This is a genomic window from Nonomuraea sp. NPDC052129, from assembly GCF_040680095.1.
GTDB lineage: Bacteria > Actinomycetota > Actinomycetes > Streptosporangiales > Streptosporangiaceae > Nonomuraea.
In genome coordinates this window covers 40,192-55,284 of record NZ_JBFAVX010000046.1, presented here as the reverse complement: position 1 = coordinate 55,284, position 15,093 = coordinate 40,192, and the positions used below count along the sequence as shown (strand labels likewise).

Here is a 15,093-nt window from a genome sequence, read left to right as displayed (position 1 = left end):
ACGCTGGAGGATCGGGTTTTGAAGATCGCGCTTGTCGGGTGCGGCGCCGTCACGCAGGCGGTGTACGTGCCGCTGCTGTCGAGGCGCCGCGACCTGTTCGAGGTGACCGCCGTCTGCGACCTGTCGCGGGCTCTCGCCGACGTCGTCGGCGACCGGCTGGGGGCGCCCGGGCGCTTCACGGCCGTGGAGAGCATGCTGGCCGAGGGCGGGTTCGACGCCGTGCTCATCCTCGCCTCCGGCTCCCACGGCGAGCCGGTACGCCGGGCGCTGGCCGCGGGCTACGCCGTGCTCTGCGAGAAACCGCTCGCGCTGACCAGGGCCGAGGTCGAGGCGCTGCCCGAGGGGCGGCTGATGGTCGGCTACATGAAGCAGTACGACCCGGCCGTGCGCCGGGCCGAGGCGCTGCTGGCCGAGCTGGGCGGCCCGGCCGCGATCCGGTCGGTCGAGGTGACCGTGCTGCACCCGAGCGCCGAGTCCCAGCTGGCCTTCGCGAGCCTGACGCCGGCCCGCGACGTCGACCCCGCGCTGCTGGCCTCGCTGCGGGCGGCGGAGCACTCGCTGGTCTCCTCGGCGCTGGGGGAGTCGGCTCCCGACTCGGTCCGGGCCCTCTATGGGGTAGCACTCGGCTCGATATGCCATGATTTGTCGCTCTTGAGGCGATTTAGCGGGTCGCCAGCGGAAATTTCGGCTGTTGAGACGTGGGGGCCGGGGCCCGGGTCCGTCGAGATCTCCGGAACGCTGCCGGTCAGCGGGCGGTTCTCGATCCGGTGGCACTACCTGGAGGACTACCCGGCCTACCGGGAGACCGTGGTCATCCACCACGACAAGGGCTCGCTGGAGCTGGTCTTCCCCTCTCCCTACCTGATGAACGCGCCCACGACGCTGACCGTGGTCTCGGGTGACGGCTCGGGCGGCGAGAGCCGGACCGAGTGGCGTGACGTGACCGAGGCGTTCGAGGTGCAGCTGGCCGCCTTCCACGCCTACGTCACCGAGAACGAGCCGCCGCTCACCGCCGCGGCCGGCGGGCTGGCCGACATCGTCACGGCCCAGAGCATCGCCGCGCGCTATGCCGTACAGCATGACCTGCCCATCGGAGGGGAAGCCGCGTGAGCGCCGAAATCGCCGTCGTCCCGCACACGCACTGGGACAGGGAGTGGTACGAGCCCTTCCAGCGCTTCCGGCTGCGGCTGGTGGCGCTGCTCGACGAGGTGCTCGACACGATGGAGCGCGAGCCCGACTACCACTTCACCCTCGACGGGCAGCTGGCCTGCGTGGACGACTATCTGGAGGTCCGGCCGGAGAACCGCGACCGCATCGCCGCGCTGGTCGAGTCCGGGCGGCTGGCGGTCGGGCCCTGGCAGATCCTGCTCGACGAGTTCCTGTGCTCGGGCGAGAACATCGTGCGCAACCTCGAACTCGGCATGAACCGGGCCGACAAGCTCGGCGGGGCCATGGCGGTGGGGTACCTGCCCGACATGTTCGGGCACACGGCGCAGATGCCGCAGATTCTTCGGCGGGCCGGGCTGCTGCACGCCTGCGTCTACCGGGGTGTGCCGTCGTCCGTGGTGACCGACGCCTTCGCCTGGGTCGCGCCCGACGGCACGGCGCTGCGGACCCAGTACCTTCCGGCCGGCGGCTACGGCAATGGGGCGCACCTCTTCGAGGATCCGGCGCGTCTGCCGGAGCGGGCCGCCGAGTTCACCGAGCGGATGCGGGAATGGCACGGGCCCGAGGGGGCCTTGCTGGCGATGTACGGGACCGACCATTCGGCCCCCGTGCGCGGGTTGCCCGGCATGGTGGCGGACATCGGCGCCCGCATGGACACCTTGTCCGGATATATCGGTGCCTATTCGGGTGATGTGGAGGGGCTGCCCCGGGTACCCGGCGAGCTGCGCTCCCACGCCCGCGCCAACATCCTGCCCGGCGTCATCTCCGTGCGCGCCCACGTCAAGCAGGCCATGGGCCGGGCCGAGCGGATGGTCGAGCGCTACGCCGAGCCGCTGGCCACCCTCTGGGGCGGCGACTGGCCCGGCCGCTTCCTCGACATGGCGTGGTGGCGGCTGGTGGACGCCAGCGGGCACGACTCGGTGACCGGCTGCGGCGTCGACGACACGGCCCAGCAGGTCGCCGCGCGCATCGCCGAGGCCGAGCACCTCGGGCAGGCCGTACGCGACATGGTGACCGCCCGGCTGTCCGCCGCCGTCCCGTCGGACGGGGTGCTCGTCGTCAACCCGACGCCCGCCACGCGGCGCGGCGTCGTGCTGGTGGACGTGGCGGGCCTGGACCCCCTGGTGGACCCGACCGGCGCGCGGGTGCCCGCGCAGACCCTGGAGTACGCGCCCACGCTGCTGCTGGACGCCGAGATGGACCCGGCCACGGCGCTGACGTTCATCCACGGCACGGAGCTGTACGGGCAGCACATCACCGGCTGGTCGGTGGACGACGGCACGCTGACGTTCATGGTGGCGCGGGAGTCCGCGACGGCCTTCAACGTGGCGCAACTGCGCGGGGCGCTCGACGGGGTGACCCGGGTACGCATCGTCGCCGAGGCCCGCCGTACGGTCGCCGCGCTCGTCGAGACCCCACCCCTGGGACACACCAGCATCCGACCGGCCTCCCACGACACCTCGCGCGACACCGGCGCGGCGCCCCACGGCTCTGCGGCGGCGTCCGATGCCTCCTCTGTGACCAGCGCGCCGTTCCCCGGGGTGCGGGCCGAGGAGCGGGCGCTTGACAACGGGCTGCTGCGCGTCGAGGTGGCGGCGGACGGGACGCTCGCGCTGACCGGCGCCGACGGGACCACCGTCGCGGGCGCCGGCCGCATCGTCGACGGCGGCGACGTGGGCGACACCTACAACTACGCGCCTCCGGCCGAGGACCGGATCGTGTCGGACCCGGTGTCGGCCGAGCTGACGCTCGTCTGCTCGGGCCCGCTGGTGGCCGCCTTCGACGTCCGCCGTACCTACCGCTGGCCCGCCGCCGGCCAGGGCATCGAGGGCACCCCGGAGATCCCGGCCGCCGCCAGGACCGAGGCGACCGAGGAGATCGTCGTCGACACGCGGGTCGAACTGCGGGCCGGCGAGCCGTACGTCAGACTGCACGTCTCCTTCGACAACCGATGCTCCGACCACCGGGTGCGCCTGCACGTACCGCTGCCCACGCGGTCGGCGGTCTCGCACGCGGAGGGCCAGTTCGCGGTCGTCACCCGCGGCCTGTCCTCGGAGGGCGGCTGCGGTGAGGAGCCGCTGCCCACGTTCCCGGCCTCCGGGTGGGTGGCCGCCGGTGGTGTCGCGGCGCTGCTGGAGCATGTCACCGAGTACGAGCTGGTGGACGACGGCGCGGAGCTGGCCCTCACCCTGCTGCGCTCGGTCGGCTACCTCTCCCGCAACCTGCACGTCATGCGCCCCGAGCCCGCCGGTCCCCAGCTGCCGACCCCGGCCGCCCAGTCGCGCGGCCTGCGCTCGGTCAGTCTCGCGCTCATGCCGTACGGCGGGTCGTGGGCGTCGGTGCCACCGGCGGCCGAGACGTTCCGGCACGACCTCCTCGTGGTGCCGGGCACCGGCGACCCGTCGCTCGCCCTGCCCCCGGCGGCCCCCGGCCTGTCGGTGACGGGCGACGGCGTGGTCATGACCTCGCTCAGGGTCCGCGACGGCCGACACGAACTCCGCGTCGTGGCGTACTCAGAAACCCCCACGAACGCCATCATCTCCGGCACGTTCACTCAGGCCCGCCACGCCGACCTCCGCGGCCGCCCAGGCGACCCGATCCCCGTCTCTTCCGGCACGATCCACCTTCCTCTGCGCCCTTGGGAGATCGCCACCGTCCAACTTGGAAACTGAGAGTATTTTCATGACTACGTAGAGTAATATCTCGGCCATGATCACCCCATTGCACGAGGGGCTGGTCGGGATCACCACTCTCGACCCCGAACTTACGGCGCGGATGCTGCGCGAGCTGTTCGCCCTCCCGATACCCGACAAGTCCACGGGCACCCAGGTGTCCTGCGACTTGTCGGAATGCGTACCGGCCGTCTACCGGGCGGACGCGGCGCTGTTGTACGGCGATGACGCCAAGAACAAGCTGGGCGTCATCGCCGAGGTTCAACTGGAGCAGGACAAAACGAAGCGCTTGTCCTGGCTCGCCTACATCGCCAATCTCCGCGCCCGCGACAACTGTCCTGTCTGCCTGGTCGTCATCTGCCCCAAGCGAAGTACCGCCGAGTGGGCGTCGCTTCCCATCGAAACCGGACATCCGGGGCTGACCCTCACCCCGCTGGTGATCGGGCCCGACAACACTCCGGTCATCACCGATGTGGCCGAAGCCGTCGGCAACATCGGCCTGGCGGCCATCTCCGCGATCACGCAGAGTAAGCATCCGCAGATAGCGGACATCCTCGCCACCCTGACGGAGGCTTTGGACAGCCTCGATTCGGACGTGGCCCGACGCTACGCTGAATATGTCACCGTGGCGCTGAAAGGCGACGCACAGAAGGAAATGGAGCGACTCATGGCCTCAGAGACCTACGTCTACCAGGGGGAGTACGCCCAGAGCCTGATTGCCAGGGGCGAGGTCAACTCGCTGCTCATTTTCCTCGAGGCTCGAGGGATAGCGCTGTCCGACAGTGACCGTGAGCGCATCACGACCTGTGGTGACATCGCACGCCTCGAGCTGTGGATGAAGCGGGCGGCTAAGGTCTCCACGGCGGAGGAACTCTTTGTCTGAGACCTCTCTCTCCCTGGGAGAGTACGCCCAGAGTTTGATCGCCAAGGGGTACCCCGAGGTTTATGCCAAAGGTTTCGCCGAGGGGTACCTCCAGGAAATGGTCGAGTCGGTCCTCATCGTGCTCGCGGCCCGCGAGATCATGTTGTCCGACAGTGACCGTGAGCGCATCACGACCTGCAGGGACATAGCGCGCCTCAAGCTGTGGATGAAGCGAATAGTTCTGGGCTGCACTGCGGAGGAACTCTTCGCCTGACCCGCAGCCGAACGATGACTTGAGGCGGGCGTACAGACCCGCCTCCAGTCAGCTCAGCGCGTCCCCCACGAGTACGTCTGCTTACGCAGCTTCAAATACACGAACGACTCGGTAGCCCGCACAGCCGGGATGGCCCGGATCTTGCTGAGGATCTCCAGCAGGTGCCCGTCCCCTTCACACACCACCTCGACGATCACGTCGAAGGACCCGGCCGTCAGCACGACGTAGTCGATCTCGTCGATGGCCGCCAGTTCGTCCGCGACCGACTCCAGGTCGCCCTCGCAGTTGACCCCGATCATCGCCTGGCGCGGGAAGCCGAGCGTCAGGGGGTCCGTCACCGCGACGATCTGCATCACCCCGGCCTCCTGCAGGCGTTGTACCCGCTGCCGGACCGCCGCCTCCGACAGGCCCACGGCCTTGCCGATCGCCGCGTACGGCATGCGCCCGTCGCTCTGCAGCTGTTCGATGATCTGCTTGGAGAGATCGTCGAGCACGAACGGCCCAGAGGGCGCGTCACTGTTGCGTCGTACGCGGGGCGGCGTGGACATTGCGAGGATCCTCCTAGCGGTCCGGCGTTGCGGGCGCATTCCCGCGGTGTTGCCGTCCTGGTGCGACATGGTGTCAGTTCTGATCGCTCTGTCAAGCGAATTCGTAGCAATTTGGTATATTCGCCACGAAATCCCTTGTCGTGAGGCGTGTGCTCTGTAAGAGTCTCGGCATCTCAGCCACCTCACCAGGAGGTCATATGACCGAGCTTGTCGAGGTCATCAATAGACACAGCACCTTGGTCAGGCGACCGAAGGAGAGCGCATGAGCACCCGTCTGCAGAACTTCGTCAACGGTGCGTTCGTGGACGCCAAGAGCGGCCGATTCTCCGATGTCATCGACCCCTGCACGGGCGAGGCCTATCTGCAGGCCCCGATCTCGGGCAGCGAGGACGTCGACGCCGCCTACGCCGCCGCGGCTGCCGCGTTCGAGTCATGGGGCCGGACCACCCCCGGCGAGCGGGCCAACCTGTTGCTCAAGGTGGCCGACGCCATCGACGCCCGCGCCGACGAGATCAACGAGGCGGAGTGCCTGAACACCGGCAAGCCGCGGGCGCGCATGGCCGAGGACGAGACCCCGGTCGCCTCCGATCACTTCCGCTTCTTCGCCGGCGCGGCCCGTACGCTGGAAGGCCCCACCTCGGGCGAGTTCCTCGCCGAGCACACCAGCGTGATCAGGCACGAGCCGATCGGTGTGATCGGGCAGGTCACGCCGTGGAACTACCCGATGATGATGGCGGTCTGGAAGATCGCCCCGGCGCTGGCCGCCGGCAACACGATCGTGCTCAAGCCGTCCGACACCACTCCGGCCTCCACGCTCAAGCTGGCCGAGATCCTCGGTGAAGTGCTGCCCGCCGGGGTCTTCAACGTGGTCACGGGTGACCGGGAGACCGGCGCGCTCGTCGTGGGTCACCCGACCGCGGCCATGGTCGCCATCACCGGCTCCGTCGGCGCCGGCATGTCGGTGGCCAAGACCGCCGCCGACGACCTCAAGCGGGTGCACCTGGAGCTCGGCGGCAAGGCGCCCGTCGTGGTCTTCGAGGACGTCAAGGACCTGCGTAAGGCCGCCGGTGACATCGCCACCGCGGGCCTGTACAACGCGGGCCAGGACTGTACGGCCGCGTGCCGCGTGCTGGTCCACGAGAGCGTGCACGACGAGTTCGTCGCCGCGCTCATCGAGGCCGCCGCCGGCACCGTGACCGGTGACCTGTCCAACGACGAGGCGCTGTACGGCCCCCTCAACAACGAGAACCAGCTGGCCAGGGTGCAGGGCTTCATCGAGCGCGTCCCGGCGCACGCCAAGGTGCTCACCGGCGGTCACCGGGTCGGCGAGAAGGGGTACTTCTTCGCCCCCACGATCGTCGACGGGCTCAAGCAGGACGACGAGATGGTGCAGAACGAGGTGTTCGGCCCGGTCATCACCGTCCAGACCTTCTCCGACGAGGCCGACGCGCTGGCCAAGGCCAACGACGTCAGGTACGGCCTGAGCGGCTCCGTCTGGACCTCCGACCACGGCCGCGCCATGCGTATGTCCAACAGGCTCGACTTCGGTGTGGTCTGGGTGAACACGCACATCCCGTTCGTGTCGGAGATGCCGCACGGCGGCTTCAAGCACTCGGGCTACGGCAAGGATCTCTCGGTGTTCGGTCTGCATGACTACACCCGGGTCAAGCACGTCATGCACTACATCGGCGACTAAGGACTGTGCATGGCCGATTTGAACGCGATCGAACTGGATGACGTCGTCAAGGAGTACCTCTCGCACGGCGAGGTCGTCCAGGCCGTGAAGGGCATAACGCTGGGCATCGCCGAGGGGGAGTTCTTCTCGCTCCTAGGCCCGTCCGGGTGCGGCAAGACCACGACCATGCGGATGGTCGCGGGGTTCGAGGACCCCTCGCGTGGCGTGGTCAGGCTGCACGGCAAGGACGTGACGGATGTCCCGCCGAACAAGCGTGATGTGAACATGGTTTTCCAGTCCTACGCGCTGTTCCCGCACATGAGCGTGTGGGACAACGTGGCGTTCGGGCTCAAGCAGCGCAAGGTGCCGCAGCAGGAGATCAAGCAGCGCGTCGGCGAGATCCTGGAGATCGTCGATCTCACCGGCCGGGAGAAGCGCCGGCCGCGCGAGATGTCCGGTGGCCAGCAGCAGCGGGTGGCGCTGGCCCGCGCCCTGGTCAACAAGCCGCGGGCGCTCCTGCTCGACGAACCGCTCGGCGCGCTCGACCTCAAGCTCCGCCAGGCCATGCAGATCGAGCTCAAACGCATCCAGCGCGAGGTCGGCATCACGTTCGTGTACGTTACGCACGACCAGGGCGAGGCGCTCACCATGAGCGACCGGATCGCGGTCATGAACGACGGCCTGGTCGAGCAGCTGGCCAAGCCGCGCGAGATCTACGAGCGGCCCGCGACGGCGTTCGTGGCCGGGTTCATCGGCACCTCCAACCTGCTGGCGGGCACGGCGGCCGGCGGCGTGCTGACCGTCGGCGGCGGCCGGGTGCTGGTGCCCGAGCAGGACGGCCAGGTCACCGTGACCGTCCGGCCGGAGAAGATCACCATCTCGACGGAGCAGCCCGACGGCGACGTCAGCGCCGTGCCCGGCACCGTGGCCGAGGTGGTCTACCTGGGGACCTACAACAGTTACGCCGTGAGCCTCGCGGACGGGGCCGAGATCACGGTGTTCCAGCAGAACGCGCTCGACTCGACGACCACCGCGGAGCGGGGCGATCCCGTCTGGCTGTCGTGGAGGGCGCAGCACTCTTATGCGATCGGAAGTTGATTCATGGACCCCTCGCTCAACCCAGCCCTCCTGAGGGGCATGACCCAAGCCCGTACCCGTCGAGACGCCTTCAGGATCGCCGGTCTGTCCGCCGCCGGGCTCGCCCTGGCCGCCTGCGGCGTGCAGGGTAAGAAGGCGGCGCCGCCCAAGGCCGACGCGGTCAAGGAGTTCTGGGCCAAGCAGACCAAGCACGGCCGCGTGGTCTTCGCCAACTGGCCCGAGTACATGCCCGAGAACCAGGCGCCGCTGAAGAAGTTCCAGCAGGCCACCGGTATCTCCTACGAGTACAAGGAGGTCATCCAGGAGAACGCCGAGTTCTTCGGCAAGGCCGACCCCGTGCTCAGGGCGGGCCAGTCGCTCGGCTTCGACATCGTCGTGATGACCAACGGCGTCCAGCTCCAGCACATGATCGACCTGGGCTACGTCACGGCGCTCGACCACTCGCAGATGCCGAACTTCCTGGCCAACGTCGGTGACAAGTACAAGGATCGCGCCTACGACCCCGGCAACGTCTACACGATGCCGTACACCTCGGGCGTGACGGGGATCGCCTACAACACCAAGTACGTCAAGGATGAGCCCAAGAGCATCGAGGCGCTCTTCGATCCGAAGTACAAGGGCCGGGTCGGCATGATGAGCGACGCGCAGGAGATCGCCAACTTCGGCATGTTCGCCCTGGGCCTGGACCCGGAGAAGTCGACCGAGGCCGACTGGCAGAAGGCCGGGGCGAAGCTCAAGGCCCAACGCGACGCCGGAATTGTCCGGAAATATTACGACCAGAGCTACATCGATGCCGTGTCCAAGGGCGACGTCTGGATCAGCATGGCCTGGTCGGGGGACGTCTTCCAGCGGCAGCTGGCCGGTGAGCCGGTCAAGTTCGTCGTGCCCGAGGAGGGCGGCACGATCTGGACCGACAACATGCTCATCCCCAAGAACGCCGCCAACCCGCTCGACGCGCTCATCCTCATGGACTACCTCTACCAGCCGGCCGTCGCCGCCGAGCTGGATGAGTTCATCCAGTACGTCACGCCGGTGCCGGCCGTACAGGATCTGCTAAGGGAGAAGGCAGGGAAGGCGACGGGCGAGGCGAAGAAGTCGCTGGAGGAGATGGTCGACAGCCCGCTGATGTTCCCGTCGGAGGCCGACTACGCCAAGCTGCGCACCTACACCAAGTTGAGCACCAAGCAGGAACAGGTGTTCAACCCGATCTTCCAGTCGATCACGCAGGCGTAGCCGATGAGGCGGCTCACCCCCTACCTGCTGGCGCTGCCGAGCTGGATGTGGCTGGGAATCTTCCTGGTCGTGCCGATGGCCGCGATGGCGTCGGTGTCGTTGCAGACGGGCAACGCGATCGACGGCTTCGCCATGACATTCAGCTTCTCCAACTACACCGACGCGCTCAGCCGCTACAGCCCGCAGCTCCTGCGCTCCCTCCTGTACGGCGGGCTCGCCACGGTGGCGATGCTGGTCATCGGCTATCCCGTGGCGTACTGGATCGCCTTCAAGGGCGGCGCGCGCAAGTCGATGTACCTGTTCCTGCTGCTGCTGCCGTTCTTCGTTTCGTTCGTGCTGCGGACGATCTCGTGGGGCTTCCTGCTGGCCGACGACGGCGTCCTGTTCGGCCCGCTGAAGAGCTGGGGCGTGCTGCCCGCCGGCTTCCACGTGCTGGCCACGACGTTCGCGGTGGTGGGCGGGTTGACCTACAACTTCCTGCCGTTCATGATCCTGCCGATCTACGTGGCGCTGGAGCGGGTCGATCCGCGGGTCATCGAGGCGGCCTACGACCTGTACGCCTCGCGCACGGCGGCTTTCCGCCGGGTGGTGCTGCCGCTGTCGCTGCCGGGTGTGTTCGCCGGGGTGCTGATGACCTTCGTGCCCGCCACGGCGGACCCGGTCAACGCGCAGATCCTCGGCGGCACGTCCAACACGATGATCGGCAACATCATCCAGACCCAGTATCTGACGAACCTCGATTACCCGACGGCCTCGGCACTGTCGTTCACGCTGATGGCCGTGCTGCTCGTGGGCATCTTCATCTACGCCAAGGCGCTCGGCACCGAGAACGTCCTCGAGGCGGCGGCTCGATGAGGGGCCGCGGGCTCGGGGACCGGCTGCTGCACGCCTACACCTGGCTGATCATCGTCTGGCTGTCGTCGCCGATCGCCGTGATGATCCTGTTCGGGTTCAACGACAAGAAGAGTAAGTCGAACACCACCTGGCAGGGCTTCACCCTCAAGTGGTACCACCAGCTCTTCGACATCTCCGACCTGACCGTCGCACTGCGCAACTCGCTGGTGATCGCGCTGGTCAGCACGCTCATCACGGTCGTGATCGGCACGATGCTGGGACTGGCCATCGGCCGCTACCGCTTCCGGGGCCAGGGAGTGACGAACTTCCTGGTGTTCGCCGCGATCTCGACGCCCGAGCTGGTCATGGGGGCGTCGCTGCTGTCGCTGTTCGTCTCGGGCAACGTGCCGCGCGACGCGAACACGATCATCGTCTCGCACGTGCTGTTCTCACTGTCGTTCGTCGTCGTCACCGTACGGGCCAGGGTGATCGTGCTGGATCCGGCGCTGGAGGAGGCGGCCAAGGACCTCGGCGCGACCAGCTGGGGGACCTTCCGGCAGGTGACGCTGCCGTCGATCCTGCCGGGTGTGCTGGCGGGGGCGATGCTGTCGTTCGCGCTGTCGATCGACGACTACGTGGTGACCAGCTTCGTGAACGGCTCCACCGTCACCTTCCCGCTGTGGATCGTCGGGTCCGTCAAGACCGGCATCCCGCCGCAGGTCAACGTCATGGGTACGCTGATCTTCGGCGTCGGGGTACTGATCGCCATCGCCACCTCGGTCACGGCTCGCCGTCGTGCCTAAGAGCTCCTGACGAACTTTGTGAAGAAACATTGTGAAGAAACATTGTGAAGAAAACACTGTGGGGAAGTGGAATGTGTGGATCCGCTGAAGGCGCTTGCTGACGCGGAGCGCAAGCCGTACTGGCTGGACAGTCCGGCCAGACCGGAGCCGCGACCGCGGCTCCTCGGAGACACCAGCGCCGACCTCATCGTGGTCGGCGGCGGCTTCACGGGGCTGTGGACCGCCCTGCTGGCCAAGGAACGCGACCCCGACCAGGACGTCGTCCTGCTCGAAGGCCGCAGGATCGGCTGGGCGGCCTCCGGCCGCAACGGCGGCTTCTGCATGGCGACCCTCACCCACGGCCTGCCCAACGGCCTCGAACGCTGGCCCGACGAGATCGACCGGCTCGAACGCCTCGGCGTGGCCAACCTTGACGAGATCGAGCGGACGCTGGAGCGCTACGGCATCGACTGCTCCTTCGAGCGCACCGGCGAGTTGAACGTCGCCACCGAGCCATGGCAGCTCGACGCGCTCGGCGAGCACCTCGATCTCGTCTCCGAGCTCGGCCTGGACTACGTGGCACTCGACCAGGACCAGGTGCGGGCCGAGGTGAACTCGCCGACCTACCTGGGCGGGGTCTGGGACCGCAGCGGCTGCGCCATGCTCGACCCCGCCCGGCTGGCCTGGGGGCTGCGCGAGGTCTGTGTGTCGCTCGGCGTCCGGGTCTACGAGCGCAGCCCGGTCCGCTCGCTGGTCGACGACGGCGTCACGATCAGCCTGCGCACCCCGCACGGCGGCGCCACCGGCCGCCGCGTCGCGCTCGGCACGGGCGTGTTCCCGCCGCTGCTGCGGCGGCTCAAGCACTTCGTGGTGCCGGTGTACGACTACGCGCTCATGACCGAGCCGCTGACCGAGGCGCAGCTCGCCGAGGTGGGCTGGCGCAACCGGCAGGGCGTCGGCGACGGGGCCAACCAGTTCCACTACTACCGGCTGACCGACGACAACCGTGTCCTGTGGGGCGGCTACGACGCCGTCTACTACAACGGCGGCCTGGTCAAGCCGGAGTACGACCAGCGCGACGAGACGTTCGTCAAGCTCGCCGGGCACTTCGCCACCACGTTCCCGCAGCTGGCCGACGTGCGCTTCACGCACCGCTGGGGCGGCGTGATCGACACCTGCAGCCGCTTCAGCGCCTTCTACGGCCAGGCGCACGCCGGTCGGCTGGCCTACGCCGTCGGCTACACCGGCATGGGCGTCGGTGCCACCCGCTTCGGCGCGAACGTGATGCTCGACCTGCTCTCGGGCGAGCGCACCGAGCGGACCGAGCTGCGGATGGTACGCGAGAAGCCGATCCCGTTCCCGCCGGAGCCGGTGCGGTCCGGGGTAATCCAGTTCACCCGGTGGTCGATCGCGCAGGCCGACCAGCACGAGGGCAGGCGCAACCTCTGGCTGCGCGCACTCGACCGGATGGGCCTCGGCTTCGACTCATAACCTGGGCAAAGGCTCATAACCGGGTCAAGGGCGGGATCATGGACACATGAGGGTTGAGTTCACCGCTGACGGGATCGTGCTGGCCGGGGACCTGCGGGTACCCGAGGGAGCGGGCCCGTGGCCCGGTCTGGTGTTCACCGGGCCGTTCACCGGGGTGCGTGACCAGGTCACCGGGCTCTACGCGGAACGGCTGACCGCGCGGGGCTATGCGACGCTGGCCTTCGACCACCGCAACTGGGGCGAGTCCGGCGGAGAGCCGCGCCGCCACGAGGACCCGCAGGGCAAGCTGGGCGACCTGCGGGCCGCGGTGTCGCTGCTGCGGTCGCGACCCGAGGTGGACGCGGCGCGGATCGGCGCGGTCGGCATCTGCCTGGGCGGGGGATACGCGCTGCGGTTCGCCGCCTTCGATCCCCGGGTGAAGGTCTTCGCCGGGATCGCCGGGGCGTACAACAATCCCTACGCGATGCGCTCGGGCATGGACTACCAGGCGGCCCTGGCCTCCTTCACCGAGGTGCTGGAGCGTCAAGACCTCGGTGGGCCGGTGGAGTACCTGCCCGCCGTGGCGCAGGAGGGCGAGGCGGCCATGCCCGGCGACGAGCCGTACGCCTACTACGGTGGCGCGCGTGCCGCGTCGGCGACCTGGGTGAATGAGGTCACCCGGGCCAGTGTGCGCGAGCTGATCACCATGGACAACGTGATGGGCGCCGACTTCCTGTCGCCCAAACCGGCGCTGATCGTGCACGGCGTGGTGGACCGGTTCTGCTCGCCGGAGGGCGCTGAGGAGGCGTTCCGGCGGCTCGACCAGCCCAAGAAGCTCGTCTGGGTCGATGCCAAGCAGCACATCGACCTCTACGACCAGGAGCCGTACGTCACCCTGGCCGTCGACGCGACAGCGGACTTCCTGCGCGAGCACCTGTGAACGTCAGACTCTGACCGTCGGGGACACGGTCTCGGGAATGACCTTGGGCACGCCGCGCAGCCCCACCAGCGCGAGCACCGCCACCACGGCCAGCATCGCCGCGGTGGCCAGCGCCGTGACCTGGACGGCCTCGACGTAGGCGACCCGGGCCGCCTCGATGAGCTGCCCGGCCTGGGCCGCGGGCAGCGTCTGGGCCGTGTGCAGCGCGCCCGCGATCGACTCCCTGGCGGCCTCGTCCGGCACTCCGGCGGGCAGGCGCAGGCCGGCGCTGTAGGAGCTGTTCAGCAGGGTGCCCAGGATGGCGATGCCCAGCGCCCCGCCCAGCTCGAACGCCGTCTCCGACACCGCGGCCGCCGCCCCGGCCCGCTCCTTGGGCGCGGTGGCCAGCACGTTGTCGTGGTTGACGGTGAAGGCGAACCCGATCCCGATCCCGCTGAGGAACTGCGGAGCGAGTATGGCGAGCAGGCTCGTGTCGAGCCCGAACGTGCTGTAGCAGAGGAACGCGCCCGCGGCCAGCGCCAAGCCGAGCGCCACGACGCCGTTCCTGCCCAGGAGCCCGATGACCCGGCCTGCCAGCATGCCGCTGATCGCGCCGCTGAGCCCGCCCGGCAGGCTCGCCAGTCCGGCCTGAAGCGGCGTCCAGCCGAGCACGAGCTGGAAGTACCAGGCGGACATCAGCGACATGGCGGTCATCGTGAAGATCGCCAGCAGGTTGGTGCCGATCGACGCGCTGAAGGCCCGGTTCCTGAACAGCCGCACGTCGATCAGCGGCTCCGCCAGCCTGGTCTGCCGCCACCCGAACAGCCCCAGGCACGCCACGCCCAGCACGGCCGCCACCGGCACGCCGACGTTCCCGAACCCCTGGTGGGCCGCCTCCTTGATCGCATAGATGGTCGTAACGATGCCGATGAAGGAGAGTGCCACGCTCGGCAGGTCGACACGGCCGGCGTCGGGGTTGCGTGACTCCGGCAGTACGAGAACGCCCCCGACCAGCACCAGCGCCATGATCGGCACGTTGATCAGGAAGACCGAGCCCCACCAGAAATGGTCGAGCAGCAGCCCGCCGATGACCGGCCCCACGGCGAACCCGGCGGCGCTCATCCCGCTCCAGAGGCCGACGGCGGCGGTCCGCTCTCGGGGATCGGTGAAGACGTTGCGGAGGATCGACAGCGTCGACGGCATGATCGTCGCCCCGGCCACGCCGAGCAGCGCCCTGGCCGCGATGAGCAGCTCCGGATTGGGGGCGTAGGCGGTCACCGCCGAGGCCGCCCCGAACGCGGCGGCGCCGATGAGCAGCAGGCGCTTGCGGCCGATGCGGTCGCCGAGATTGCCCATGGTGACGAGCAGGCCCGCGAGGGCGAAGCCGTATATGTCGCCGATCCACAGGAGCTGCGTGGCGTTCGCGCCGAGGTCGCCGACCAATCTGGGCAGGGCCAGGTGCAGGACCGTCATGTCGAGCGAGAGGAGGAGGCTGGCCAGGCACGCGACGGCCAGACAGGACCATTTGCTATTGATGGTGCGCATGCGGACCACCATGT

At 68.7% G+C, this 15,093-nt stretch carries 13 protein-coding genes; 11 read left to right on the top strand and 2 right to left on the bottom strand.

What is annotated here, in order from left to right:
* The first annotated feature begins 18 nt into the window (after window positions 1-18).
* Genes AB0L53_RS53580 through AB0L53_RS53565 form a run of 4 tightly spaced genes read left to right on the top strand, consistent with a single transcriptional unit; the run spans window position 19 to window position 4,975 of the window.
* Complete coding sequence (locus tag AB0L53_RS53580; RefSeq protein WP_364012974.1) at window positions 19-1,110, top strand: Gfo/Idh/MocA family oxidoreductase; 1,092 nt, start codon at window positions 19-21, stop codon at window positions 1,108-1,110.
* Window positions 1,107-3,839 (top strand): alpha-mannosidase, encoded by a 2,733-nt coding sequence (locus AB0L53_RS53575; RefSeq protein ID WP_364012971.1) that lies wholly within the window; start codon window positions 1,107-1,109, stop codon window positions 3,837-3,839. The genes AB0L53_RS53580 and AB0L53_RS53575 overlap by 4 nt, the downstream gene beginning before the upstream one ends.
* Window positions 3,840-3,876: 37 nt before the next feature.
* Entirely contained in the window at window positions 3,877-4,722 is an 846-nt protein-coding gene (locus tag AB0L53_RS53570) for a hypothetical protein (RefSeq protein WP_364012969.1), read from the top strand.
* Window positions 4,715-4,975 carry a hypothetical protein gene (locus AB0L53_RS53565; RefSeq protein WP_364012966.1) on the top strand — a complete coding sequence of 87 codons (261 nt, stop codon included), beginning with the start codon at window positions 4,715-4,717 and terminating at the stop codon, window positions 4,973-4,975. The genes AB0L53_RS53570 and AB0L53_RS53565 overlap by 8 nt, the downstream gene beginning before the upstream one ends.
* A gap of 53 nt (window positions 4,976-5,028) precedes the next feature.
* On the opposite strand, the gene AB0L53_RS53560 is transcribed toward AB0L53_RS53565, so the two are convergent.
* Window positions 5,029-5,523 (bottom strand): Lrp/AsnC family transcriptional regulator, encoded by a 495-nt coding sequence (locus AB0L53_RS53560; RefSeq protein WP_225290547.1) that lies wholly within the window; start codon window positions 5,521-5,523, stop codon window positions 5,029-5,031.
* A gap of 262 nt (window positions 5,524-5,785) precedes the next feature.
* Between AB0L53_RS53560 and AB0L53_RS53555 the strand changes: the two genes are divergently transcribed.
* The 7 genes from AB0L53_RS53555 to AB0L53_RS53525 all read left to right on the top strand — a co-directional run bounded on the left by AB0L53_RS53555 (window position 5,786) and on the right by AB0L53_RS53525 (window position 13,555).
* Complete coding sequence (locus tag AB0L53_RS53555) at window positions 5,786-7,219, top strand: gamma-aminobutyraldehyde dehydrogenase (RefSeq protein ID WP_364012963.1); 1,434 nt, start codon at window positions 5,786-5,788, stop codon at window positions 7,217-7,219.
* A 9-nt stretch (window positions 7,220-7,228) separates the two neighbouring features.
* The gene (locus AB0L53_RS53550) at window positions 7,229-8,296 is read left to right on the top strand and encodes an ABC transporter ATP-binding protein (RefSeq protein ID WP_364012960.1); all 1,068 of its coding nucleotides are present in this window, start codon (window positions 7,229-7,231) and stop codon (window positions 8,294-8,296) included.
* A 39-nt stretch (window positions 8,297-8,335) separates the two neighbouring features.
* On the top strand, window positions 8,336-9,529 hold the full coding sequence (locus AB0L53_RS53545; protein ID WP_358553804.1) for a spermidine/putrescine ABC transporter substrate-binding protein: 1,194 nt from the start codon (window positions 8,336-8,338) through the stop codon (window positions 9,527-9,529).
* A 3-nt stretch (window positions 9,530-9,532) separates the two neighbouring features.
* A complete protein-coding gene (locus AB0L53_RS53540; RefSeq protein WP_364012956.1) occupies window positions 9,533-10,384 on the top strand; it encodes an ABC transporter permease in 852 nt (283 codons plus the stop codon).
* Window positions 10,381-11,166 (top strand): ABC transporter permease, encoded by a 786-nt coding sequence (locus tag AB0L53_RS53535; RefSeq protein WP_358553808.1) that lies wholly within the window; start codon window positions 10,381-10,383, stop codon window positions 11,164-11,166. The genes AB0L53_RS53540 and AB0L53_RS53535 overlap by 4 nt, the downstream gene beginning before the upstream one ends.
* A 75-nt stretch (window positions 11,167-11,241) precedes the next feature.
* Entirely contained in the window at window positions 11,242-12,636 is a 1,395-nt protein-coding gene (locus tag AB0L53_RS53530) for an FAD-dependent oxidoreductase (RefSeq protein ID WP_364012953.1), read from the top strand.
* Between the two features lie 46 nt (window positions 12,637-12,682).
* Window positions 12,683-13,555, top strand: coding sequence for an alpha/beta hydrolase (locus AB0L53_RS53525; protein ID WP_364012951.1), 873 nt, complete (start codon window positions 12,683-12,685; stop codon window positions 13,553-13,555).
* Between the two features lie 3 nt (window positions 13,556-13,558).
* Here AB0L53_RS53525 and AB0L53_RS53520 read toward each other — a convergent pair whose 3' ends face one another.
* Window positions 13,559-15,079, bottom strand: coding sequence for an MFS transporter (locus AB0L53_RS53520; protein WP_364012948.1), 1,521 nt, complete (start codon window positions 15,077-15,079; stop codon window positions 13,559-13,561).
* Between the last annotated feature and the right edge of the window lie 14 nt (window positions 15,080-15,093).

Coding starts and splice junctions, on each gene's coding strand:
- AB0L53_RS53570 (WP_364012969.1), top strand. CDS start 3,877: ATGATCACCCCATTGCACGAGGGGCTGGTCGGGATCACCACTCTCGAC.
- AB0L53_RS53560 (WP_225290547.1), bottom strand. CDS start 5,523: ATGTCCACGCCGCCCCGCGTACGACGCAACAGTGACGCGCCCTCTGGG.
- AB0L53_RS53555 (WP_364012963.1), top strand. CDS start 5,786: ATGAGCACCCGTCTGCAGAACTTCGTCAACGGTGCGTTCGTGGACGCC.
- AB0L53_RS53550 (WP_364012960.1), top strand. CDS start 7,229: ATGGCCGATTTGAACGCGATCGAACTGGATGACGTCGTCAAGGAGTAC.
- AB0L53_RS53545 (WP_358553804.1), top strand. CDS start 8,336: ATGACCCAAGCCCGTACCCGTCGAGACGCCTTCAGGATCGCCGGTCTG.
- AB0L53_RS53540 (WP_364012956.1), top strand. CDS start 9,533: ATGAGGCGGCTCACCCCCTACCTGCTGGCGCTGCCGAGCTGGATGTGG.
- AB0L53_RS53535 (WP_358553808.1), top strand. CDS start 10,381: ATGAGGGGCCGCGGGCTCGGGGACCGGCTGCTGCACGCCTACACCTGG.
- AB0L53_RS53525 (WP_364012951.1), top strand. CDS start 12,683: ATGAGGGTTGAGTTCACCGCTGACGGGATCGTGCTGGCCGGGGACCTG.
- AB0L53_RS53520 (WP_364012948.1), bottom strand. CDS start 15,079: ATGCGCACCATCAATAGCAAATGGTCCTGTCTGGCCGTCGCGTGCCTG.